Annotated in this window: 23 protein-coding genes, 1 tRNA gene and 4 pseudogenes; 18 read left to right on the top strand and 10 right to left on the bottom strand. The window is 36.2% G+C overall.

Annotated elements, in window-relative coordinates:
* Positions 1-144 precede the first annotated feature (144 nt).
* The 5 genes and pseudogenes from AC5YC8_RS05715 to AC5YC8_RS05695 all read left to right on the top strand — a co-directional run.
* Positions 145-221 (top strand) — tRNA-Met (locus AC5YC8_RS05715).
* A 224-nt stretch (positions 222-445) separates the two neighbouring features.
* The gene (locus AC5YC8_RS05710; protein ID WP_496120184.1) at positions 446-655 is read left to right on the top strand and encodes a cold-shock protein; all 210 of its coding nucleotides are present in this window, start codon (positions 446-448) and stop codon (positions 653-655) included.
* Positions 655-855: a hypothetical protein gene (locus tag AC5YC8_RS05705; protein ID WP_496163848.1), complete on the top strand. Its 201-nt coding sequence runs from the start codon at positions 655-657 to the stop codon at positions 853-855. Before AC5YC8_RS05710 ends, AC5YC8_RS05705 begins: the two co-directional genes overlap by 1 nt.
* Before the next feature lie 363 nt (positions 856-1,218).
* Positions 1,219-1,449 (top strand): transposase, encoded by a 231-nt coding sequence (locus tag AC5YC8_RS05700; RefSeq protein ID WP_496120186.1) that lies wholly within the window; start codon positions 1,219-1,221, stop codon positions 1,447-1,449.
* A 336-nt stretch (positions 1,450-1,785) separates the two neighbouring features.
* Positions 1,786-1,974, top strand: a pseudogene (locus AC5YC8_RS05695) (IS5/IS1182 family transposase); the annotation flags it as partial.
* Here the strand turns inward: AC5YC8_RS05695 and AC5YC8_RS05690 are convergent.
* Positions 1,958-2,650, bottom strand: a complete 693-nt coding sequence (locus tag AC5YC8_RS05690; protein WP_496163847.1) for a Fic family protein — start codon at positions 2,648-2,650, stop codon at positions 1,958-1,960. The pseudogene AC5YC8_RS05695 and the gene AC5YC8_RS05690 sit on opposite strands and share 17 nt — an antisense overlap.
* A 91-nt stretch (positions 2,651-2,741) precedes the next feature.
* Between AC5YC8_RS05690 and AC5YC8_RS05685 the strand changes: the two genes are divergently transcribed.
* Complete coding sequence (locus AC5YC8_RS05685; protein WP_496163846.1) at positions 2,742-3,746, top strand: Fic family protein; 1,005 nt, start codon at positions 2,742-2,744, stop codon at positions 3,744-3,746.
* Positions 3,747-3,894: 148 nt separating this feature from the next.
* A pseudogene (locus tag AC5YC8_RS05680) lies at positions 3,895-4,838 on the top strand (IS5 family transposase).
* A 109-nt stretch (positions 4,839-4,947) separates the two neighbouring features.
* Here AC5YC8_RS05680 and cuyB read toward each other — a convergent pair.
* The 6 genes and pseudogenes from cuyB to AC5YC8_RS05650 all read right to left on the bottom strand — a co-directional run bounded on the left by cuyB (position 4,948) and on the right by AC5YC8_RS05650 (position 10,794).
* A complete protein-coding gene (gene cuyB / locus AC5YC8_RS05675; protein ID WP_496163845.1) occupies positions 4,948-5,664 on the bottom strand; it encodes a cysteate racemase in 717 nt (238 codons plus the stop codon).
* 1 nt (position 5,665) lies between these two features.
* Entirely contained in the window at positions 5,666-6,688 is a 1,023-nt protein-coding gene (gene cuyA, locus AC5YC8_RS05670; RefSeq protein WP_496163844.1) for a D-cysteate sulfo-lyase, read from the bottom strand.
* Positions 6,689-6,705: 17 nt separating this feature from the next.
* Entirely contained in the window at positions 6,706-7,497 is a 792-nt protein-coding gene (locus tag AC5YC8_RS05665; protein ID WP_496163843.1) for an ABC transporter ATP-binding protein, read from the bottom strand.
* Complete coding sequence (locus AC5YC8_RS05660) at positions 7,497-8,276, bottom strand: ABC transporter permease (RefSeq protein ID WP_496163915.1); 780 nt, start codon at positions 8,274-8,276, stop codon at positions 7,497-7,499. Before AC5YC8_RS05660 ends, AC5YC8_RS05665 begins: the two co-directional genes overlap by 1 nt.
* A 9-nt stretch (positions 8,277-8,285) precedes the next feature.
* The gene (locus AC5YC8_RS05655) at positions 8,286-9,365 is read right to left on the bottom strand and encodes a taurine ABC transporter substrate-binding protein (protein WP_496163842.1); all 1,080 of its coding nucleotides are present in this window, start codon (positions 9,363-9,365) and stop codon (positions 8,286-8,288) included.
* A 716-nt stretch (positions 9,366-10,081) separates the two neighbouring features.
* Positions 10,082-10,794: pseudogene (locus AC5YC8_RS05650) on the bottom strand (Fic family protein).
* Between the two features lie 460 nt (positions 10,795-11,254).
* Here AC5YC8_RS05650 and AC5YC8_RS05645 point away from each other — a divergent pair.
* The 7 genes and pseudogenes from AC5YC8_RS05645 to AC5YC8_RS05615 form a co-directional block, all read left to right on the top strand.
* Positions 11,255-11,375, top strand: a pseudogene (locus tag AC5YC8_RS05645) (tyrosine-type recombinase/integrase); the annotation flags it as partial.
* Positions 11,376-11,911: 536 nt separating this feature from the next.
* Positions 11,912-12,844 (top strand): LysR family transcriptional regulator, encoded by a 933-nt coding sequence (locus AC5YC8_RS05640; protein WP_496163841.1) that lies wholly within the window; start codon positions 11,912-11,914, stop codon positions 12,842-12,844.
* A gap of 98 nt (positions 12,845-12,942) precedes the next feature.
* A complete protein-coding gene (gene tcuA, locus AC5YC8_RS05635) occupies positions 12,943-14,337 on the top strand; it encodes an FAD-dependent tricarballylate dehydrogenase TcuA (RefSeq protein WP_496163840.1) in 1,395 nt (464 codons plus the stop codon).
* 2 nt (positions 14,338-14,339) lie between these two features.
* Positions 14,340-15,479 carry a tricarballylate utilization 4Fe-4S protein TcuB gene (gene tcuB / locus AC5YC8_RS05630; RefSeq protein WP_496163839.1) on the top strand — a complete coding sequence of 380 codons (1,140 nt, stop codon included), beginning with the start codon at positions 14,340-14,342 and terminating at the stop codon, positions 15,477-15,479.
* A 96-nt stretch (positions 15,480-15,575) separates the two neighbouring features.
* Positions 15,576-16,568, top strand: a complete 993-nt coding sequence (locus AC5YC8_RS05625; RefSeq protein ID WP_496163838.1) for a Bug family tripartite tricarboxylate transporter substrate binding protein — start codon at positions 15,576-15,578, stop codon at positions 16,566-16,568.
* Between the two features lie 48 nt (positions 16,569-16,616).
* Positions 16,617-17,063, top strand: coding sequence for a tripartite tricarboxylate transporter TctB family protein (locus tag AC5YC8_RS05620; protein ID WP_496163837.1), 447 nt, complete (start codon positions 16,617-16,619; stop codon positions 17,061-17,063).
* A 13-nt stretch (positions 17,064-17,076) separates the two neighbouring features.
* Positions 17,077-18,576, top strand: a complete 1,500-nt coding sequence (locus AC5YC8_RS05615; RefSeq protein WP_496163836.1) for a tripartite tricarboxylate transporter permease — start codon at positions 17,077-17,079, stop codon at positions 18,574-18,576.
* Positions 18,577-18,783: 207 nt separating this feature from the next.
* On the opposite strand, the gene AC5YC8_RS05610 is transcribed toward AC5YC8_RS05615, so the two are convergent.
* The gene (locus AC5YC8_RS05610; RefSeq protein ID WP_496163835.1) at positions 18,784-19,095 is read right to left on the bottom strand and encodes a metalloregulator ArsR/SmtB family transcription factor; all 312 of its coding nucleotides are present in this window, start codon (positions 19,093-19,095) and stop codon (positions 18,784-18,786) included.
* Positions 19,096-19,218: 123 nt separating this feature from the next.
* Here AC5YC8_RS05610 and AC5YC8_RS05605 point away from each other — a divergent pair, with 123 nt between their 5' ends.
* The 3 genes from AC5YC8_RS05605 to AC5YC8_RS05595 are packed head-to-tail and all read left to right on the top strand — an operon-like array spanning position 19,219 to position 20,929.
* Positions 19,219-19,635 carry a YeeE/YedE family protein gene (locus AC5YC8_RS05605; protein ID WP_496163834.1) on the top strand — a complete coding sequence of 139 codons (417 nt, stop codon included), beginning with the start codon at positions 19,219-19,221 and terminating at the stop codon, positions 19,633-19,635.
* A 1-nt stretch (position 19,636) separates the two neighbouring features.
* On the top strand, positions 19,637-20,053 hold the full coding sequence (locus tag AC5YC8_RS05600; RefSeq protein ID WP_496120469.1) for a DUF6691 family protein: 417 nt from the start codon (positions 19,637-19,639) through the stop codon (positions 20,051-20,053).
* A gap of 3 nt (positions 20,054-20,056) precedes the next feature.
* A complete protein-coding gene (locus AC5YC8_RS05595; RefSeq protein ID WP_496163833.1) occupies positions 20,057-20,929 on the top strand; it encodes an MBL fold metallo-hydrolase in 873 nt (290 codons plus the stop codon).
* 96 nt (positions 20,930-21,025) lie between these two features.
* On the opposite strand, the gene AC5YC8_RS05590 is transcribed toward AC5YC8_RS05595, so the two are convergent.
* A complete protein-coding gene (locus AC5YC8_RS05590; protein WP_496163832.1) occupies positions 21,026-21,715 on the bottom strand; it encodes a cupin domain-containing protein in 690 nt (229 codons plus the stop codon).
* Between the two features lie 478 nt (positions 21,716-22,193).
* On the opposite strand from AC5YC8_RS05590, the gene AC5YC8_RS05585 reads away from it, so the two are divergent.
* The gene (locus AC5YC8_RS05585) at positions 22,194-22,304 is read left to right on the top strand and encodes a hypothetical protein (protein WP_496116588.1); all 111 of its coding nucleotides are present in this window, start codon (positions 22,194-22,196) and stop codon (positions 22,302-22,304) included.
* Positions 22,305-22,360: 56 nt separating this feature from the next.
* On the opposite strand, the gene AC5YC8_RS05580 is transcribed toward AC5YC8_RS05585, so the two are convergent.
* Positions 22,361-23,290 carry a tRNA dihydrouridine synthase gene (locus tag AC5YC8_RS05580; protein WP_496163831.1) on the bottom strand — a complete coding sequence of 310 codons (930 nt, stop codon included), beginning with the start codon at positions 23,288-23,290 and terminating at the stop codon, positions 22,361-22,363.
* Positions 23,291-23,368: the final 78 nt, after the last annotated feature.

The raw sequence follows: 23,368 nt of genomic DNA, 5'->3' as shown, positions 1-23,368 counted from the left end.
TGTTAAAAACATCCACAATATCTGTGGGTAACAGTGCATTTAATATTAATTTGCTACTTTATTAATCGATTTATTTAATAAATCAACTTATTTTTAATAAAGTTTGCTATATAGCTTAAGCAAGCGTATAACAACATACATTGATGCGGGATGGAGCAGTCTGGTAGCTCGTCGGGCTCATAACCCGAAGGTCGTTGGTTCAAATCCAGCTCCCGCTACCACTAATAGATTCAGAGTTTACAGCCTAATCTACACATACAGATTAGGCTTTTTTATTTAATTGATATTAATTTAAATAATATCTGTTATACTCACCCTAGAATTATAATTTTATTGTTTACTAATTTTATTTTGTTTAGATCTAAATCAAATCTTTCATTTTATTACAAAGTCTAGCTTCAAAATTATTTTCTAATTATTAATTACATAATATAGGAAATAAACTATGTCTAATTTAACAACTGGTACTGTAAAGTGGTTTAACGAAACTAAAGGTTTTGGTTTTATTGCTGCAGATAGTGGCCAAGATGTATTCGCACATTTCAGTGAGATTCGCGCAACAGGTTTCAAAAATTTAGCTGAAGGTCAACGTGTAGAGTTTAATATGCAGCAAGGCCAAAAAGGCATGCAAGCTAGCAATATTGTTGCTATCTAATGAATACCTTTTTGGTTGAAGTTAAAGATCAATTTAATAAGAAGTATTCTGTAAAGGGTACTTTTCATCACCAGATAACAGAGGCAACAAAGTCTAAAGAAAATATTAAGTTTATTACTGTAAATGATGAAGAAATCAAACCTAGTTTTGATTTACATTTCCATAGTATAGATTCTGGTAAAATCTTTAAACTAATTTAAAATATATCAAAAACAAATGTTTAATGTATCTTAAAAGCTGTTAATCTACACTAGATCGAATCCGTGAGCGGTACGGAAGTGTTTAGGTTGTTAACGGAATTGCGTATTCTCTAGAATCAAATATTTTAATAGTTGATTCGTCCTAAACAGTTAACGCAGAGTATGAATTCGCACCATACCGATCGACTAAGTCCACAGCTATCCGTGGACTTTTTTTAATTATTTTAAAAAATTAATGCTAATGTAAAATTGTAATTTGAATTGTAGGCATATGCCTCTTTGATATCAGTATAGATCCTCTCTGATTTTTAAATATTTATATTATTTCTACTTTTACATGAGCTCAAATATGAGTGAATGAAAATGAATATGTCTAATGGTTGGACTACGGCAAAAGCAGTGAATGGAGATACCATTCGAATTAATATTATTCCTTTTGAAAAAGAACAAAGTACAGTTTTAGGTAAAATTCTTGTAGAAGTATCGAAACAGGTTCAAATCGAATCGGGAGAGAAATTTCATATCAATTTAGATGGCCGTTCTTTTTTCTTGGGAACAAATAAGCTATACAAAATTAAAGGCTTCTGTTGCTAAAAATATCAATAGTAAATTTACGCACTAGAATATGAGGTATGGCTGTCATTATACCTATATACCCTATACGAAAAAGCCAGACAGAATATCTGGCTTTTTATTGTCTAAATTTAGTGTTATAACCCATTTAAAGTGTCTATATTCTCACCAATAAAAATGTTTATGTGTGCTAATAACAGGAGGTTTTCACTTAGGAGCTTCTAAGCAGCTAACTGATAAAAGTCATCTGCTATTTGATTCGGTGTCTTAAAATTCAGACCTTTTTGACTTCTACTTTGATTAGGCTTTGTTACACAAACCTAGCTTAGAAGGTTTATTCAGCAATATAATTTTAGAATGAATAAGCCTACTCCTAAAATCTATGGCTCAACTAACAGGTCTTCCTATAATCATGCTCTTATTAATCGAGGTAATATTTCCATTTGGTTTGATCCAAAGACTCAATGGTATGCACAATCAGAAGGCAAGCAAGGTCGAAATCTGATGTATGCTGAAAAAACAGTTGATCTTATATACTCAATACAACTCGATATGGTTTAAATCCCTCTAGTACAGCCTCGGAAACCAATTGAATAAAGGCTTCAGTTTTTCCATAAGCCATCCATTGATCCAAAGCCTCATAATAAGCCAACCTATTTTCAACTGTGATAACACAGGGTGGATAACCAGCTTTAAGTAATTCAAGGTTCATCAAGAGACGCGATGTACATCCATTGCCATCAATAAATGGATGAATACCAACAAAATCTGCATGCACTTTAGCTGCACGTTCAACAGGATGACGTTTATGTGCTTCTGTGTTGTACCAATCGAATAGCGGTGCAAGTTTGTTACTTAAAGATGTATAGTCAGACAGAGTACTCTGATAGTATAAATCGTTGAGATTATTTGAAGTGATTAGATGAATGTTAAAAATTTGTTCTGTTGAAAAGTTTTCTTTTTTACGAATGATGCTTCGAATGTAATTAATCGCTTTTTTTTGATTAATTACATGTAAATGATCCTCTAGGGTTTTACCCCCTACAGCAATTCCCTCTAAAACTACTTTAGTTTCAAGTAGACTGAGTTTATTGCCTGAGATGGCATTCGAGTTATAGATCAAGCGTAGAAAAAGATCTTCTTCAATATTACTTGATGTAAAGCTTGACAAAGGTCTGCGTTGATCTAGCCTATATTTAAGGTCATCTATAAGGGTAAACAAATATAAAATCTCGGTGTATTCATCACGACTTTGAAAATTTGTATTTTTAGAGTTTAATTAAACAAAACTTTATACGCTATTTAGGGATCTAATGCGATATCAACCGCCTTATACCATTACTTCAAAAATTATTCACTTGGTATCACAGATCAGTGAATCAATAGGGCGTTTGACTGCATTAATTCAGATTGAAGACAGTCTGAAGTTGCGTAAAGCAAATCGTATTCAAACCATTCAAGGCTCTTTGGCGATTGAGGGAAATACCCTTAGTACGGAACAAATCACCGCTATTCTAAATGGTAAGCCTGTAATTGCTCCGCCTAAAGAAGTACAAGAAGTACGTAATGCACTAAAAGCATATGAAGAAATTCACAATTGGCATCCTGAGTTTAAGCATGATTTACTCCAAGCACATCAAACCTTAATGGCAGGCTTAATTGATGAGGTAGGGCAGTATCGCCATGGTGGTGTAGGTGTGATGTCAGGTGATCGAGTTGTACATATGGCTCCACCTGCAAATCAAGTTAATCGTTTAATGGGTGATTTATTACATTGGTTGGCTGAAGGGAATGAACACCCTTTGATTAAAAGCTCAATTTTTCATTATGAATTTGAGTTCATACATCCATTTGCAGATGGCAATGGGCGTATGGGGCGTTTATGGCAAACTTTAATTTTGAGTCAATGGAATCCTATTTTCCTAAATATTCCTGTTGAGAGCTTAATCTATCAAAACCAAAAAGCGTACTATGATGCCCTTCGGGCAAGTACAGATCGTGCTGACTCTGCACCATTTATAGAGTTTATTTTGCAAATGATTCTAGATGCTATCGTAGCATCTAGTTCAAGCGATCAAGACACCGAGCAAGTTAGCGATCAAGATACCGTACAAGCTAGCGATCAAGTTAAGCGTCTCATTGAAAAGATGGAGCATAAGGAATATAGCTTGAGTGAACTTATGTCGTTATTAAATTTATCACACCGTGCAACATTCCAAAAAAACTATTTAAATCCTGCATTGGAGGCGGGTTTACTGGAAAGAACGCTCCCTGATAAACCAAAGAGTCCAAAACAGAAATATAAATTGAAAAAATGAGCATTAAGGCGAACAATTTGTAATGTTATGATGTTGCATTTTGTATTGGATTCACGTGTGCTACAATTAAGTACCCAAATTCAAATCCAAGAAGGGCTTTGTTGCACAAACCTAGCCTTAGACGCTTATTTAGTAATATCATTTCAAAATGAATAAGCCTGCTCCAAAAAACTATCGTACAACAAATTGGTCCTCATATAACCGTGCTCTAATAAATCGTGGAAATATTTCCATTTGGTTTGATCCCTCTACTCAATGGTATGCTCAACAACAGGGTAAACACGGAAGAAATCAAACCTATTCTGATGCAGCTATTCAGTGCTGTTTAATGATCAAATCTCTATTCCGTCTGTCTTTACGTATGGTCACTGGCTTTGTGCAAAGTCTGATTAAACTTTGCGGATTAAATTGGACAGCTCCGAATATCAGCGATATTCGTACAGTACGCTTTGTAGAAGACAAAAGCATATTGATATTGCAATCAGATACCAAAAAAGTAGCGATGGGCTCCATCTACTCATGGACTCTACAGGCATGAAGTTTCTAGGTGAAGGTGAATGGAAACGCAAGAAACATGGGGCTGAATATCGTCGCCAATGGCGTAAACTTCATATTGGGATCGATGCTGAAACCCTTCAAATACGTGCACAACTCACGACAAATAATGTGAGTGATTCGCAAGTACTCGGTGATTTACTTGCTCAAATTCCGTTAGATGAACGATTTGATTCGGTCTATACCGACGGTGCTTATGATACTAAGTACTGTAGACAAGTCATTTTAGATCGTGATGCACATGCCGTAATTTCTCCAAGAAAAAATGCAAGGCCATAGAAAAATAAGAAATTGGGAGCTTTAGAGAAAAATGAATTATTGAAAACAGTCAAATGTCTAGGAGGAACGTTTTGGAAAAAGTAGTCTGGCTATCATTGGCGCAGTTTGGTTGAAACTAAGATGCATTGCATCAAATTATTAGGCGATAAACTCAGTGCAAGGAATTTTGACAGTCAGGTCAATGAAATCCCTGCACGTATAGCCACATTAAATAAATCTACAGAATTAGGCCGACCTCATACCCGAGTTGCCACTTAAATTTGAGCAATGTGGGTAAGCTTTACCTTTAAAATCCTTATGCAACAAAGCGGTTTACCAAGAAAAATTTTCATTTTATTAACATACAATATTATGAAAAGAGATCTATTTATTGAGAGTAATACCAGTTAACACAGGCATTCGCCAAAATTTGTGTCGTATCAAAACTCACATCTAAAATTGGCGATTGAATTGCATGTAAGCCCAAAGGAATTTCTGTACAAGCTAAAATAATCGAAGCTGCACCTGAGTCAATTAAACGCTGACTTAAATCTTGAAAAACTACACCTGCTTTTTCTATTTTATTGCGTTTTACCGCATAGACAGCAGGCATAAATTCTTCTTCAATCTCTTGATCAGAGTTGATGACAAAAGGAATGTCATATTTGCTAAGTTCACGTTGATATAGCTCAGTTGAAAGTGCACCTTTAGTGGCTAAAATACCAACTTTATCGCCCGTTTTATGGAGGTTAAAAATCTGCTGTACGGTAACGTCAACCATATTTAAAATTTCAATCGAGCTGTGTTGCTGTAAATTTGCATGCCAAAAATGCGCTGTATTACATGGAATAGCCACTTTAGAAACGCCACTGTATTCTAGAATTTTTAAGCCATGTAACATTGCATGTAAGGGACTTTCCCCTTGGTTTTTAAGGGCAAGTTGTCTATCAGGAATTCCACCGTGATTCCATACAATGGTTGGAATATGTTCCTGATCTTTACTTGAAGGGCTTGCATCGAGCAGGCGCTGTTGAAAATCAACCGCAGCACCTGGTCCCATGCCTCCTAAAATTCCGAGTGTTGGAAGTTCTGAAAAATTAGTCATCTTACAAACGGTATGCATCTTTTTCAGAGAATGTAGAGCGGTAGCCGAATAGACCTACAGAACCACCTGTGTGAAGGAAAATCACTTTGTCATCTTTAGTGAAATGACCTTGACGTATAAGACCGACTAAGCCTGCAAAGCCTTTACCTGAGTAAACAGGGTCAAGCAAAATACCTTCAGTACGTGCAAGTAATTCAACTGCCTCAACCATACTATCTGTTGGAATACCATAGCCATCACCAACGTAGTCGCTGTTCGCAATAACTTTTTCACGTGCGATTAAATCTGCTCTTAAACCAAGGTGTTCTAAAGTCGCACGAGCAAGTTTATAAACATTTTCTTCTTGTTTAGATTTTTCAGCACGAACTGAAATACCTAAAACGGGAAGGTTTGAGTTTGTTGCAGCAAAACCTGCTAATAAACCAGCTTGAGTACCTGTACTGCCAGTTGCATGAACAAGATGTGAAGGCGCTAATTGAATTTGGTTAAGTTGGTTAATTAACTCGATTGCAGTTGATACATAACCTAAAGCACCAATTGCATTTGAACCACCACCCGGAATGATATAAGGGCGTTCACCTTGAGCTTCTAACTCCTTGGCTTTGGCTTCTAAAGCAGCAGCCATATCTGTGCTACCCGGAACAACTTCAATTGATGTTGCACCTAAAATTTCATCAAGAAGTAAGTTACCATTGTTGTAATATTCAACTGCACCATCGCCCACACGTTGCTCTAAAATAACAGAGGCTTTTAAGCCAAATTTGTTTGCTGCAGCAATAGTTTGACGTACGTGGTTTGACTGAGTCGCACCCTGAGTCAGTACGTGTGTTGCACCTTTTGCAATTGCATCACCAATTAAGAATTCTAATTTACGTGTTTTGTTACCACCTGTCGCAAGACCTGTTGCATCATCACGTTTAATATAAATTTCAGGGCCGTTTAACGCTTTAGTAAGGTTAGGTAAAAATTCAAGGGGAGTTGGCGCGTGAACAAGTTTAACGCGCGGTAAATGACTTAATAACATAGCTGTGTCCTGTGGTCTTAGTGTACGAAATCGATCATGCGGCTTACTTCTGTGCGCATGACTTCTAAAATATGTTTTTTGGTGTCGATGAATTCTTGCTGTGGCGTAATGTTTTCAATAGTTCTATGACGTGGTAAATGCACAGCAATATCTTCTGCAATACGTCCCGGATGTCCTGCCATGAGCACAATGCGATCTGCCAAAAGTAATGATTCATCAATATCGTGAGTAACAAATAGAACCGTAGTTTTATTGTCTTGCCAAAGTTTAGTGAGGGTTTCTTGCATCAAAATTCGCGTTTGAGCATCTAGTGCACCAAAAGGTTCATCCATGAGTAAAATTTTAGGTTTAGTAATCCATGCGCGGGCAAGTGCTACACGCTGTTTCATACCACCTGAAATTTGCCAAATACGATGATTTTCAAACTTTTTTAAACCTGTTTTTTCAAGGTAATATTCAGTTTGTTCCGCAATGTATTGCGCATTGGCTTTGGATTGTTTTAATGGGAATTGAATATTTTCTTTTACCGTTAACCAAGGGAAAAGTTGTGCTTGTTGGAAGACCACCGCACGGTCTATACCGGGTCCTGAAATTCCTTGTCCATCGACTAAAATATTGCCTTCTGTCGGTTGTTCAAAACCTGCCAGTAAATTCAAAATAGTCGATTTACCGCAACCAGATGGCCCAAGTAAGCAAACGAATTGACCTTCAAAAATCTGTAAATTGATATCTTCAAGAACGGTATTTTCAGTTTTATTTTGTTTAAATGTTTTTTTAACATTGTTGAGCTGAATAAATGATTGAGTCATTATGCTTTTCCTGTCCAAGGTGCCCATTTTTGTTGTGCTTTAACAATCAGCCAATCCAAAATGTAGCCAATACTGCCAAGTAAAATAATTCCGACGATTACCACATCAGTTCTTAAATAAGAGCCTGCATTAATGATCATCCAACCTAAGCCTGAAGTTGCTGCAACCATTTCTGCTGCAATCAGTGCAGTCCAACCAATACCAATAGATAAACGAATGCTGGTAAAAATTTCAGGTAAAGACGAAGGCAAAATAATGCGGAATAAAATGGCTGTACTGCTTAAACCCATTGTTTGACCAGCTTGAATTAAACCGTTTGGAACGTTATGGCTTGCAGAGCTTGCACCTACAATCATGCTGAGGAAAGTAGCAATGAAAATAAGAAAGAATTTAGATTCTTCACCAATACCAAGCCAAACAACCACAAGTGGAATGAGGGCAATTTTTGGAATTGGTCTAAGAAATTGAATAAAAGGATCTAAAATTGCATTCAACACTGGACTACGACCCATCAGTAAACCAAGCGGAATTCCAATAAGTGTAGCAATCAAAAATGCAAATACGGCACGTGCTGTACTGACAAAAATATGTAAGTAGAAGGGTGCATCTCGGTAGCCATTTTTGAATAGATCAATAACGGTATCGAGAATCTGTAAAGGAGATGGAAGAAGAATGGGAGAAACCAGTTTTAATGTACTGGTTAACTGCCAAAGGAAGATGAAAACAATCAGCGAAATTACGCTGATTGCCTTGCTTTTAAGCGAACTGAGCTGAACCATCATAAAACCTTATTGAGCTGCCTCAATAACGTATGTGCTATTAATATTTGGAGCATAGCTTTTTGGTAAGTCAGATTGTTTTAACTCACCTATACCCACTAAGAATTTAGAGATATCGAGTGCTGCTTTCGCAATACCTGAATTTTCATCATCAGGTTTTGTACCTAAGTATTTTTCAGTACCTTGTTCTTTCAATGGAACGTATTGAATACCTGCTAAAGTTGCTGAAACTTGCTCATATGGGAGGCTTAAATATTTCGCCACTTTTTCAGAAGCTGCTTTAGGATTTTTTTGATATTCATCTACTTGAACTTGGTATTCTTTTAAGAATTTCACAACAAGGTCAGGGTGTTTCTCTGCAAATTCTTTACGTACAGCAAAGTTGTTATAAACCAAGATTCCTTGATTATTTAGCTGTGATGTTGCAAAAATTTCTTGACCACCTTGCTGTTCAATCTGCTGTGTAAATGGCCCCCAAACATAAGCAGCATCAATATCACCACGTGTCCATGCAGATATAATTTCAGCAGGCTTTAAAGGTAAAAGTTTGATTTTTGATTTATCAACATTTTCTAAAGCCAATACTTGTTCTAAAGCATATTGTGCTGTTGAATTTGGTGGGAAAGCTACACGTTTACCGACTAAGTCTTTTACTGACTTAATTTCAGGTTTTACAATTAGGCGCTCAGCAGTAGAAATAAGGCCTTCTAAGCCAATTATCTCAATAGGTAAGCCACGTGTAATACCTGCAACAGCAGGGCTTGAACCAAAACGTGCAATATCAATTTCATTAGCAGCAAAGTAGCTTAAAACATCTGAACCAGATGCAAACTCAACCCATTTAATTTTTGTACCGAGTGCTTTTTCAAAGTCACCATCTGCTTTACCTAATACCCAAACACGTGGTCCACCACCCCAAGCGAAGCGAACTTCTTTGGGTAATTCTGCTGCTGTTACAGGTGCTGATGATTCGGCTTTATTTTCATTGTTTTTTTGTTCACTATTGCCACAACCTACTAAAAGTGTTGAGCCCAAAATCCCTAAAGACAATGCTAAATTTTTAATAGTAAATAATGATTGAACAGACATTTCTATATCCAGTTTTATTGAATTTTGGATGATAGTAGTGAGAGTTTTTTATAAAGCAAAATATGAAAAAGTGGATTTTATATACCTAAAAGAGAAGTTACTTATATGAAGAAAGAAGAAATTTATATGCTATTTATGAATAAATTGATTTTATAGGCTGTGTGATGGAAAAATTAACCATATAAAATTTATACGGTGGAAAGGTTTAATAATTTTTTAGTAAGTTTTATTTGTAAAAATTATTTACTTATTATAAAAATAGATAAAAACTCGAATATTTCAGTAATTCAGAGGCATGTGTTGGAAAGAAGGCTTTGTTGCATAAAAATTAAAATTTCCCATACCGAGATAGGGTAGTATCACCATGGCAGTGTAGGAATGATGTCAGTTGATCGTGTTGTAGATATCACTTCACCTGAAAACTTAAAAATCGTTTAATGGGCGATTTATTACATTCGTTGGATGATAGTAACGAAAATTTGTTGATTAAAAGTTAAATTTTTCATTATGAATATGAGTAGCTTTGTTGTATGAACATTCAATAACAATTTGATTTTAAGGGTTTTATTTATCTTCTTTAATCTAGATTTAAAATCAATAGAATAAGAGACTTATTGCTTTATGCAACAAAGCCATAAGCATCTAAAAAAGTTTTTGGATTAAATTTAGATGAGAACTTGTTTAAACCCAATTTTTTTATATTTTTGTACAAGCTACTAAATACCTAATACAACCTGATATGGTTTAAACCCCTCTAGAACAGCTTCGGCAACCAACTGAATGAAAGGCTCAGTTTTTCCATAAGCCATCCATTGATCTAATGCTTCATAGTAGGCTAAGCGATTTTCAACTGTAATAACGCAAGGTGGGTAACCACTTTGAGCAACTCAAGGTTCATCAAGAGACGAGATGTACGTCCATTGCCATGCCTAAAAGTCCGCATGTACTTTAGCAGCACGCTCAATAGGATGAAGCTTGTGTGCCTCCGAATTATACCAATCAACTAATTGAGTCATCTTGTCATTCAATAATGTATAGTCGGGTGGGTTAGTCGTAGCACCTGAAATTAATACATTTTGCTGGCGATAACGTCCTGCATTGTCATCATCAATATTTTTTAGAATAAGTTGGTGGATATTGCGAATCTGCCATTCAGAAAACGGTTCTTCTTTTCGAATAATATCTTCAACGTAGTAAATAGCATTTCTATGGTTGATTGCCTCGAAATGTTCTTGTAATGCTTTTCCACCAACAGTTATGCCTTCTAAACCGACTTTAGTCTTTAGCAATGTGAGTGTATTGCCTTCAATTGCATTTGAGTGATATGTCCAACGTACAATAAGATCTTCTTGTAAATTTTTTACAATTGCAGGGGAAAGAGGACGATGCTGATCTAATTTTGTTTTAAAGTATCAATATTTTCAAACATAACTTTGTCCCTGAAATTGTACTATTGAATGATACATGAAAAAAAGAAACATATAGGAGTAATGATATAACATTTCATTTTATATTGAATTCACACATGTTAAACTTTTACCCAAGTTCAAATCCTGAAGGTGGATTTGAACAAAAATTAGTTTTAGTATTCAATGCACTAGATCTAATTTGGGTAAAAATTGGGTACAAAATTTATCTATTATATAAATTAATATTTAAAATTATTGAGTTAGGTTCTGAGTTCAATCGACGCCATCCCCACCAAATACTTAACTTTATATGACTCAATATGACGAAACATAAAGTGGAAAGGCTTGATCCTAAAGGGGTTAAGCCTTTTTTATTGCCTAAACATAAAAGCATATAGTATTGGGTTTCGTGTATCCCTCCGTGTATTCTTGAATAAAAATTGAATCCGAGGGATACAAGGCTAATCAAAAAAAACTGAAATAAAACGCCGTCCTTTGTCTGATACGGTGCTTGCTAACCTTGAGGCTGAATAAAAAGAATATCGAGAGCTTGATGGAAATGGCTTATATTTTTATCAAAGCTGATGGTAATAAGTCTTGGTAGTTACGTTAGGCTTTGTTGCACACAGATTTAAAAGTTAATACTTCTCGAAGTAACTAAAATTTAAGTGGTAACTTGGGTGTGAGGACGCCCTAATTCTGTAAAAAAGACAGTTAAACGTCTAGGCAGATCGCTTTGGAAAAAGTGGTCTGGTTATCACTGTCGAAGTTTGGTGGAAACTCAGCCTTTCAAACCTTTATGCAACAAAGCCTAATGTTGGTGTAAACTTTGAATGGTAAAGAAACATATTTATTTTTCTTGAAAAGTAAAAGATCACATATGTGATCTTTTTTAGTATAGATTTTGTCTTGTTTGAAGTTTATAAATAGTGATTGGATAATTTTTCTATAATAAACATAATCAGGTTATACGAAATATTTTCTATTAATCATGGGTTTTTGATCTCAATTAATCTGCCACTACCTCAAAAATATATATCCAAAAATTCCCCCTTTAGTTATCATTTTCTTGATTATCTTTACATATTGTATAAATTTAACATATTGTATTAAAACGTATTATATCAAGAGAAATGAGTGGAATTAAAACAGCTAAAATACTTTATCACAATTGTAGAATCTGGAAGTCTAGGTAAAGCTGCACAAAAATTAGATGTAGGTACGTCTGCTTTAAGCCAACAAATTGCAAAGTTAGAAGATGAACTATCTACCCGCCTTTTAAGCCGGACTTCTACAGGGGTTACACCTACTCCAGCAGGTTTAGCTTTTTTTAAACAGGCACAATTATCATTACGTCATGTACAGTATGCTATTGAAGCAGCACACTCTTCACGTTTAACAGGTCATGTCAGTGTTGGATTTTCACCTAGCATTGCTTCAGTACTTGGTGTACCACTGATGAAGCTGATGTTTGAAAGATATCCAGATATAAAAATACATTTAGTTGAAAGTTTATCGGGGAATCTTGCGAATTTGATCAATGCGAGACAACTTGATATTGCCATTATTTTTACACAAGACGTTGATCCGAATTGGGCTGTACAGCCACTATTAAAAGAACAAATGTTTTTAATGGCGAATAAAGAGCTACTGTTAGAAAAAGGATTAGCAGAGAGCATAGAAAATGGAAGAATTGACCTAGAAAAAATCAATAAACTTCCCTTGGTATTGCCTAGTCAGAGACATGGTCTGAGAAAGTTTTTAGATCAAAAAGTGGAAATTTTGAATGTTGATTATGAAATAGATGGACTTCATTTATTGATGCATTGTGTTAGCCAATTGAATATGGCGACTATTCAACCTGGCAGTGCTTTTTTTGACTATATCAAATCAGAGCTATGCTTATTAAAAGTAATTGAGCCTGAATTAGATCGAATAAATTATTTAATTAGTATTTCAGAAGAAGAACTTTCACCTGCAAGTTTAGCCACGAAAGTTGCAATTAAAGCATGTGTTAAAGATTTAATTAATCAAGGATTATGGCCTAGTGCTGAATTATTAGACTTTTAGCCTATTTAGTAAAAGTAAATACCTATTTATAAATAAGCCATTACGGTGTCTTAGTTTTTGGTCTTAAATTGCATCAAATTCGAAAGGGATGACATCGAATGCATGATGTAATTGTAATAGGCGGTGGTAATGCTGCCTTATGTGCTGCTTTAACAGCGAGTGAAGCAGGAGCATCGGTTTTATTGATTGAGGCAGCTCCAAAAGAATGGCGTGGAGGAAATTCGCAACATACTCGTAATTTGAGATGTATGCATAATGAACCTCAAGATGTATTGGTTGATGCTTATTCAGAAGAAGAATATTGGCAAGACCTATTAAAAGTTACTGCTGGCAAAACCAATGAACATTTAGCACGATTGGTTATTCGTACGACAGCAACATGTCGTGATTGGATGCGCTCACACGGTGTCAATTTTCAACCACCACTTTCAGGTGCACTTCACGTTGCAAGAACAAATGCTTTTTTTATGGGTGGCGGTAAAGCATTAGTAAATGCTTATTTTCGAAGCGCAAAAAATCTTGGTATTGAAATTCTTTATAACACTAAAATTATTGATCTTGATATTCAAAATAATACTTTTAAAGCTGCGATCGCTGAAGATGGAACACGCTTTGAGGGAGAGGCTTGTGTTTTGGCTGCTGGTGGATTTGAGTCTAATCTGGAATGGCTTAAAGAGGCTTGGGGCCAAAATGAAAATGGTGAATGGCCTGCAGATAACTTTATTATTCGTGGTACGCGGTTCAATCAAGGTAATCTTTTAAAACTCATGATTGATCAAGGTGCCGATATTGTTGGAGATCCATCTCAATCACATTGTGTTGCTGTTGATGCGCGTGCGCCATTGTATGACGGAGGTATTTGTACACGTATTGACTGTGTATCTTTAGGCATTGTTGTTAATAAAAATGCCGAACGTTTTTATGATGAGGGTGAGGATTTTTGGCCGAAGCGCTATGCCATTTGGGGGCGTTTAGTTGCTAAGCAACCAAATCAAATTGCGTATTCTATTATTGACTCAAAGTCAGTGGGTAAATTTATGCCTCCTGTGTTTGAAGGAACTCAAGCAAATACGATTGAGGAATTAGCACTTAAACTAAAGCTAGATGTAGAAACTTTAAAACAGACCGTCCAAAACTATAATAATGCCTGTGTAAAAGGTGAATTCAACCATACTATTTTGGATAATTGTCATACTGAAAATCTTACTCCAGCTAAAACACATTGGGCTGTGCCATTAGATCACCCTCCTTTTTTTGCTTATGCGCTTAGACCTGGCATTACTTTTACTTATTTGGGATTAAAAGTTGAAGATGATGCTGCCGTTCGTTTCAACGATCAAGCAAGCCCAAATTTATTTGTGGCAGGTGAAATGATGGCAGGAAACGTATTGGGTCAGGGTTATACAGCAGGTGTTGGGATGTCGATAGGGACAACATTTGGTCGTATAGCAGGGAAAAATGCAGCGAAAGCTGGGTTTAAGCAGGGAGTTTGATAATGAATGCTGAAGTAAAAAAAATGATTCCTGTTGTACAGCTGACAGACAACGAGCAACAAGTTAAACAGGCACTGCAAATTTGTAATGCATGTCGGTATTGTGAAACATATTGTGCTGTCTTCCCTGCAATGACAAAACGCTTAGAATTTACGCAAGCTGATATCCATTATATGGCGAATCTATGCCATAACTGTGGTGCTTGTTTACATGCTTGTCAATATGCACCACCACATGAATTTGGAGTGAACATTCCGCAGGCAATGGCTCAAGTTCGTTTAGAAACATATCAACAATTCGCAGTGCCAGCATCATTCGGTGCAATTTATAAGAAAACTGGGATTCCTTTAGTGAGTGGAATGTCAGTTTTATTCTTTGTGATCATGTTAATTGGTGTTTGGTTAAATGGAACTAACTTATTCGGTCAGTATCAGGGCGATTTTTATGCCATTTTTCCTCATAACTTTTTAGCAGGGTTATTTGGATCTGTTTTCATACTATCTTTTGTTTTACTTGGTCTAGGAATAGCAAAATTTTGGAAACAAACTTCAAAAATTATTCCAGAAGGTGTCGCTCAGCCTGATATTTTACAAGCATCAAAAAATGTTCTGACTTTAAAATATCTTGATGGTGGCCATGGAAAAGGTTGCAATGAAGATGATGATCGATATACGAAGATTCGTCGTGTATTTCATCATTTTACAATGTACGGTTTTCTTCTGTGCTTTTTGGCAACCAGTGTTGCGACCATGTACCACTATTTTTTAGGTTTACAAGCACCTTATGCTTATACCAGTTTGCCCGTTATCTTAGGAACTTTAGGTGGGATAGGCCTAATTATTGGTCCAATTGGCTTGCTGTATTTAAATTATAAACGTCATCCTCTACATGGTGATGTAAATCAAAAACCAATGGACCGTGGTTTTATCTTTTTGCTTCTCTTGATTAGTGTAACTGGTTTGGTTCTTTTGGCCTATCGAGATTCATCTGCAATGGCACTGCTACTGATCATTCATTTAGCAACAGTCATGACTTTCTTTCTCACAATTCCTTTTGGTAAGTTCGCCCACGGATTTTATCGTAGCGCAGCCTTGCTGAAATTTTCGGTGGAGGAGCGTATTGCCAAACAAAAGACAAAATAAACACCCAAACCACAGTTAAGACCAAGGAGGTCGATGATGGAACTAGGTAATTTTTATACTCAAAGCATGGATAGTTAAAGGAAAGGAACTCTAAAAATGAATAAATATAATCTATTGGTACTTGCCTGTGCGAGTGCTGTTATGGTCGGTTGTGGTTCAGGAAATGCATCACGTGAAGCAGGCCAACCTAAACGAGCAGAATGTATTGCCCCTGCAAAACCAGGTGGTGGTTTTGATATGACATGCAAGCTTATTCAGTCTGGATTTAAAGAAACGAAAGTTTTGACAGATCCAATGCGTGTAACCTATATGCCTGGTGGGGTTGGTGCTGTTGCTTACAACAAAATTGTAAATAACGATCCATCAAATAATAATGCAGTTGTTGCATTTTCAACAGGTTCTTTACTCAATCTTGCGCAAGGTAAATTTGGTAATTTTACTGTAAAAGATGTGCGTTGGTTATCTGGAGTGGCTGTTGATTATGGTCTAGTCGCAGTTCATAAAGACTCTCCACTAAAAAATTTAGATGATTTGATGAAAAAACTAAAAGCGAATCCTAAAGAGGTGAGTTTTGGTGGTGCAGGGAGTGTAGGCGGTCAAGATTGGATGCAAACGGCAATTTTAGCTAAAAAAGCAGGTGTGAACCCATCTGATATGAGTTTTGTGGCGCTTGAAGGTGGGGGGGAGGTGTTGACTTCTCTCCTCGGTCAACACATTCAGGTTGGGGTTGGTAATGTCAGTGAAGTTGGGTCTCATTTAAAGGCTGGAAATATTCGGGTATTAGCTGTGTTTTCAGGTAAACGATTGGAGGGTAAGTTTGCAAATCTTCCGACTGCAAAAGAGCAGGGGTACGATCTTGAATGGCCTGTGATCCGAGGGTTTTATATGGGACCAAAAGTAAGTGATGAGGCTTACAATTGGTGGAAAAGTGCTTTTGATAAAATGATGGCTAATAAAAAGTTCGATGTAATCCGAGAAAATCAGGATTTACTTCCTTTTGAAATGACTGGTGAAGAACTAACGGATTATGTATTTAAGCAAACTGCTGAACTACGTCAGTTATCTGAAGAATATAAATTATCAAAATAATAAAAGTGCAGAGTTAAGGTTATTTAATTCTGCTTTTTTTGAGGGTAGATGATGAAGTATGAACGTATTCTTACAGGAATTATTGCAGCTTGTGGATTATTTTTATTGATCTATGCATGTAATTTTGAGGCACCAATTTCGTACGATCCTGTTGGTCCGAAAGCATTTCCAATTTTATTAATGGGCTTGATTACTTTCAGTGCGATATATCTTACTGTACGACCAGCCATTATGTTTGAGCCAGTCGAATTAGGATGGACAAAGCCACTTTTAATCAAACTCGTACTTTGTACGATTGCATTGACATTTTATGCGGCAGCTTTTGAGTTTCTTGGATTTATTCTTGCAACGTTATTGATGACTGTTGCACTTGGGAAGCTTTTCAACGGAAAAACAATACCAATTGTGATTACAGGGTTGGTATTGAGTATAAGCACTTATTACATGTTTGATCGTGTATTAGACGTGCCATTACCTCTTGGGCTCTTTGGTTAAGGACAACGATGAAATGGACATTTTAAATTTTTTAATGGCTGGTTTTGAGGTTGCTTTACAACCACAAAATTTGTTGATTGCTTTTATTGGTGCATTCATTGGGACTATTGTTGGATTGTTACCGGGATTAGGGCCGATTAATGGTGTAGCAATATTATTACCTTTTGCTTATGCATTAGGTTTACCAGTAGATAGTGCATTGATTTTATTGGCTGCTGTTTATTTAGGTTGTGAATATGGTGGCCGTATTTCTGCAATTTTGTTGAATGTACCAGGTGATGCTGGTGCAATTATGACTACATTAGATGGTTATCCATTAGCACAACAAGGTAAAGCAGGTATTGCCTTATCGCTTTCATCTATCAGCTCCTTTATCGGTAGTACGATTGCATTTATTGGTATCGTTCTATTTGCGCCATTATTAGCGAAATGGGCTGTGGCATTTGGGCCAGCAGAATACTTTGCTTTAATGGTTTTTGCGATAGTTTGTTTGACTGGTTTAGTTAGTACGCAGCCTTTTAAAACATTAATTATGGCGCTTATGGGTTTAGGTTTATCGACTGTAGGTATGGATGCAATTACAGGTGTATATCGTTTTACCTTTGATAGTGTAGGTTTAAGTGATGGAGTTGCATTTACAACTATAGTTATTGGTTTATTCAGTATTAGTGAAATTTTATTATTACTTGAACGTACGACGATCGGTAAAGTCGTACTTGAACAAGGTAAGAGATCACTATTTAACTTTAAAGAGTTTTTCAGTGCATTGGCAACAATCATTCGTGGTTCGTTGATTGGTTTCTTTTCTGGGATTTTACCTGGAGCAGGAGCAAGTGTTGCAAGTGCGATGGCCTATACTACTGAGCGTAAAATGGCGAGTGACAGTAGTAAATTTGGTAAGGGTGATTTACGTGGATTAGCAGCACCTGAAAGTGCAAATAATGCGGCTGCCTGCGGATCATTTGTACCAATGCTAACACTTGGTGTACCTGGGTCTGGTACAACAGCGGTGATGATGGGTGCATTAACCATGTATAACATTACGCCAGGGCCACAACTGTTTGCAGAGCAACCAACATTAGTTTGGGCATTGATTGCTTCTTTAATGATCGGAAACATTATCTTATTAGTGCTTAACTTACCGTTAGTGGGTTTTTTTGCACGAATGTTATCGATACCAAGTTATATCTTGATTCCAATCATTGCTACAGTGAGCTTTGTTGGTGTATATGCAATCCACAGTACCATATTTGATTTGCTATTGTGTATGGGGCTTGGAGTCATTGGTTATATTTTAAGGAAATTTGATTTCCCACTTGCGCCTTTAATATTAGGTTTTGTATTGGGTGAGTTAATGGAATCGAACTTACGTCGTGCCTTATCTATTTCTCAGGGTGAACTTAGTATTTTGTGGCACAGTAATATCAGCATGGGACTTTGGGTCATGTCTGCCTTACTGCTGATTTTACCGATTGTGCGTAAATATATGTTTATTAAGAAGCAAAAATCTTAATTTAACTTTAATAATGGTCAGCGCTCGCGCAGGCCATTATGACTTAGAATCATGAAAAAAATAATATCAAATATCAAAGGACGAGTAATTGTTCAGTTCAGAGTATTACTCGTAAATTATCTTCATGTTTTTTTACCGTAGCTGCTGGTCTCCCTATTGGCTATTTTGTTGTAGGACATTCTAAAAATGTCATTGACTGTAAAAGATCTAGGTCTGACAGTACAATTGATACAAGGTTTGCATAATTCCCAGTACTTTTGGATCGCTTAATTGGTAAAAAATTTGCTTACCTTCACGACGTGTCGAGACGATTTCATTTTTGCGAAGCACCGTAAGTTGCTGTGATAAAGAGGGTTGATGAATGTCTGTACAATCTTCTATTTGCTGGACATTTAATTCACCATTGATTAACACACATAAAATTTTTAAACGGTCAGGGTTTGAGAGAACTTTTAAACAATTTGAAACGGTATCTACCTGGGTAAATTCAATTTTTAAGTTGTCGATAGAGATGTTCATAGACAGTGTCCTGAATTCCTAAAAGGCAAAACTGTGAAATTTCACGCATAATAACATAAAATCACTTGATTAATATATTTAATTATATAATATAAGTTTGAATATTGTTAATGGCATTTTCCCATGAATGATTTTTTGATTGCGTTTATTGGCGGTGCTCTACTGGGAATTTCAGTGGTGGGCTATCTTTATGTTCATGGTCGCATTGCGGGTATTAGTGGTTTAATTGGTCAGGTACTAAATATTCAAACCGTCTTTAAAACCCCTGCAGTTTGGTTTTTGTCAGGTTTAATCATTACGCCTTTTGTTTACGGTCTATTTGTACAACCTGAAATTGTATTAGCGGCAAGCCCACTAATGATGATTATTGCTGGTCTCTTGGTTGGTTTTGGTACACGTTTAGGTTCAGGCTGTACCAGTGGTCACGGTATTTGTGGCATCAGCCGTTTATCAAAGCGTTCAATTGTTGCCACTATGACCTTTATGTTTGCTGGTTTTGTCACGGTATATGTGGTTCGTCACTTGATCGGAGCATTCTAAGATGAAAAATATTTTAGCCTTTATTTTTGGTTCGCTCTTTTCTGTGGGCTTAATGGTATCAGGCATGTCGAATCCACAAAAAGTAATCGACTTTTTAGACTTGTTTGGCAATTGGGATGCCAGTCTTGCTTTTGTGATGATGGGTGCAATTGCGGTGGCATTTATTCCATTCCAAAAAGCGGTGCGTAGTGCCGCACCCAAAACAGTATTTGATGAACCGATTGAGTTACCAAGCAACAATAAAATTGATCCAAAGCTCATCATAGGTGCGTTAATGTTTGGTGTAGGTTGGGGCATTGCAGGAATTTGTCCAGCGCCAAGTTTTACTCTTATTGGCTTAGGTCATTATCAAGTGTTGTATTTTATTGTGGCAATGCTTGCAGGTGTTTTGATTCATCGTAAATGGTCTGGAGCATAAATCATGCAACAAGCAATAGTTCAGGATTTTTTTGATCAAGCGACCAATACTTTTAGTTATGTGGTGAGTGATCCTGTAACGAAATACTGCGCCATTATCGACAGTGTTTTGGATTATGATTCGGCATCTGCAACTACATCGACCACACATGCAGATCAGATTATTGCCTATGTTAAAGCACAAGGTTTAAGTGTTGAGTGGATTTTAGAAACCCATGTGCATGCAGATCATCTCACTGCTGCGCAGTATTTGAAGTTAGAACTCGGTGGCAAAATTGCTATGAGTCATAAAATTGCCTTGGTACAAGAAACCTTTAGTGCGATTTATAACTTAGACATTAAACAATTTAATGCTCAACAACCTTTTGATTATTTATTTGATGATCATGAGTATTTTAAAATTGGTGCGTTAGATGCCTATAACATTCCAACACCGGGGCATACACCTGCATGTTTAAGCTATGTGGTGGGTGATGCAGTGTTTGTGGGGGATACTTTGTTTATGCCAGATTATGGTACGGCACGTTGTGATTTCCCTCGTGGTAGTGCAGACATATTATTTGACTCGGTACAAACGTTGTATAAATTGCCTGAAAACACCCGTGTATTTTTGTGTCATGATTATTTGCCTGAAACGCGTGATGAATATATCTGCCAAACTGATATTCAGCATCAAAAAACATTCAATATTCATATTCATAATGGCACAAAAAAAGCTGAATTTGTGCAAATGCGCAATCAACGTGATGCGACTTTAAGTATGCCAAAACTAATTTTGCCATCAATTCAGATTAATATGAAAGCAGGTCAATTTCCTGAACCTGAGGAAAATGGAGTTTCTTATTTGAAATTACCATTAAATTATTTTAATCAATAATAACAGTGAAATAGCGCTAAACCTATTTTAATGGGTTAGTGCTATTTTATTTTAACCATCAATATGAATATCTTGATGTGTACAAATTCGATAGAATTATTCTTGAGACTCATTATTTTCCCAAACATCAATAGCATGTTGTAAATGCTTCGACTTGACATAAATTGTTGCGGCAGTAGTTGCAGATAATTGTAAATCACAGTTTTGTGGCAAGCGTATCCATGTTCCTGTTGGATAGATATTTGAATCGGAAAATAATTCACCATCAATAATTAATATTTCGATGCCTTTTTCTTTTCTCTCAGCAAACTTCTGATGCGCCTCCAACTTTTCTAAAAAAGTTTTTTCAAATTTTGACTCAAACAAAGGACAAATATGCCGACCTTGGTTCAATATCCAGTTATTTGGATTGGATGTATTGATGCGAGTCGGTTCTAATTCATTCTCTGTCATTTGCATGAGTTTAACGAAAATTTTACAACCACTTTCACTAGATACTTGGTGTGCTGATTGGTGTGGATTACGCATGTACCAGCCAGCAGGATAATGATGTTTTGCATCCTCAGTGAAAACACCCGATAGCACCAATACTTCTTCGCCTAGAGGATGATGATGTTTAGGAAACTGAGATTTTGGTGCAAATTTCACGAGGCTTGTTGCTCGTGCTTTTTCCTTACCTATTCGATCAAGCATCATACGATTGACTTCACCACTAGGGGATTTGACCCATCGATAATCTTGAGGTGTGATGATTACTGGTTTTGAGAAGTCAGCATGGATACGCATACAGAGAATTTTTTATAGCAAGAATAATAAGATTAGCATAGATGTAAGTCTAAAATTTTGCTGGTTATACATATAAGTGTTTAATGAGTACGAAGTTAAAAAGTTATTTGTACTGAATTTACCTCCTAATCTGCGCTGCTTTTAAGATCTAATGCAAAACATTTAAGTTTATTAAGTTGTGGATTAGATTCATATCATTTTTCTTGATGTTTTGATTGTTTTTAATCATTTATTCTTTAAATATATCAGTTTTTTTATTTTTTGTAGATTGCATGTGCATCTTGATCTAAAAATTAATTATTTACTGCACTTAGTGCTGTTGTCGTGTATGTCACTCGATAAGATTTGGCATGTAAATTATAGCTAAGTTTAAATATTCAACAGAATTTATGGTACTGATATTAATAATTTAAAATTAATTACTTAGAGTAGTAATGCGCTATGATAAAGCACAGTGAGTCTTTATTTGGAGGGGGCAATGAATTTTTTAAAAAAGAAAAACAAAGCAAGTTTTGTGTTTTTTATTCTTGTGCTTTATTCATGTATTGGTACCGCTGTGGGTTTTTTATTTATTGATTATTTGATTTAAATACTCCAAGTTAATTTTTAAAAGTAAAAAGCCGAATGTTGAATTCGGCTTTTGTTTTAATAAGATTTCAATTTTTCAATAACTTCGTCAAGAGCTTTGATACGCTTTACTTCGTCCCATAATGCTTTTGCTTCAGGATAGTGTTTAGACATCATGCCTAACCATTGTTTATAACGTCCGACCATATTCATTTCTTTTTTATATGTACCATTTAAAAAACGAATTTGGAGAGTAAGTAATTCATTCCAAGTGATAAGCGGAGTATCTATGTTTTGACGGATACATTGCGTTAAATCGGGTGTTGTTACTGCACCACGACCAATCATTAAATCTTCACAGCCCGATTCTAATTGGCATTGTTTAGCATCTGCATTTGTCCAAATTTCACCGTTTGCAATGACATTAATTTTTAATGCTTCACGAATAGGGATTAACTGATCCCAAAATGCAGGAGGTGTGTAGCCATCTGCTTTTGTTCGAGCATGGACTGTGACCCAAGCTGCACCAGCATCTTCAATTGCATGTGCATTTTCTAGTGTGAAATTTCTATCCATATAGCCCAAGCGCATTTTTGCCGATACCGGAATATGGTTTGGAACAGCATCACGAACGGCTTTTACAAGCTCATATACAACGTCAGGTTCATCGAGTAGAACAGAACCTCCACGGTGTTTGTTGACTGTTTTTGCGGGACAACCAAAGTTCATATCAATAGCAGGTGCGCCAAGCTTGGCTGCACGAATTGCATTGGCTGCAAGCATTTCAGGATCATTGCCTAAAAACTGGATATGTACAGGTGTTCCTGCTGCCGTTTTACCATCGTTGAGTAATTCTGGGCAGTATTGATAAAAAATATGGTCGGGTAAAACCGAGTTGGTGACACGAATGAATTCGGTTACACACCAATCGAAACTGCCTACGGATGTCAGTACATCGCGCATAATTGGGTCAGTTAAGCCTTCCATGGGTGCAAGCACAAGTTTCAAAGTGTTTTACCTGATGATGAAAAAGGGTGTTATACGTCTAATTGGAAAGCTTGTCTAGTTGAAATAATAAGTCGATTT

This window comes from Acinetobacter sp. FY731, from assembly GCF_059515905.1.
Note: the sequence above shows the minus strand (reverse complement) of the source record. Positions and strands in the feature narration are given on the sequence as shown.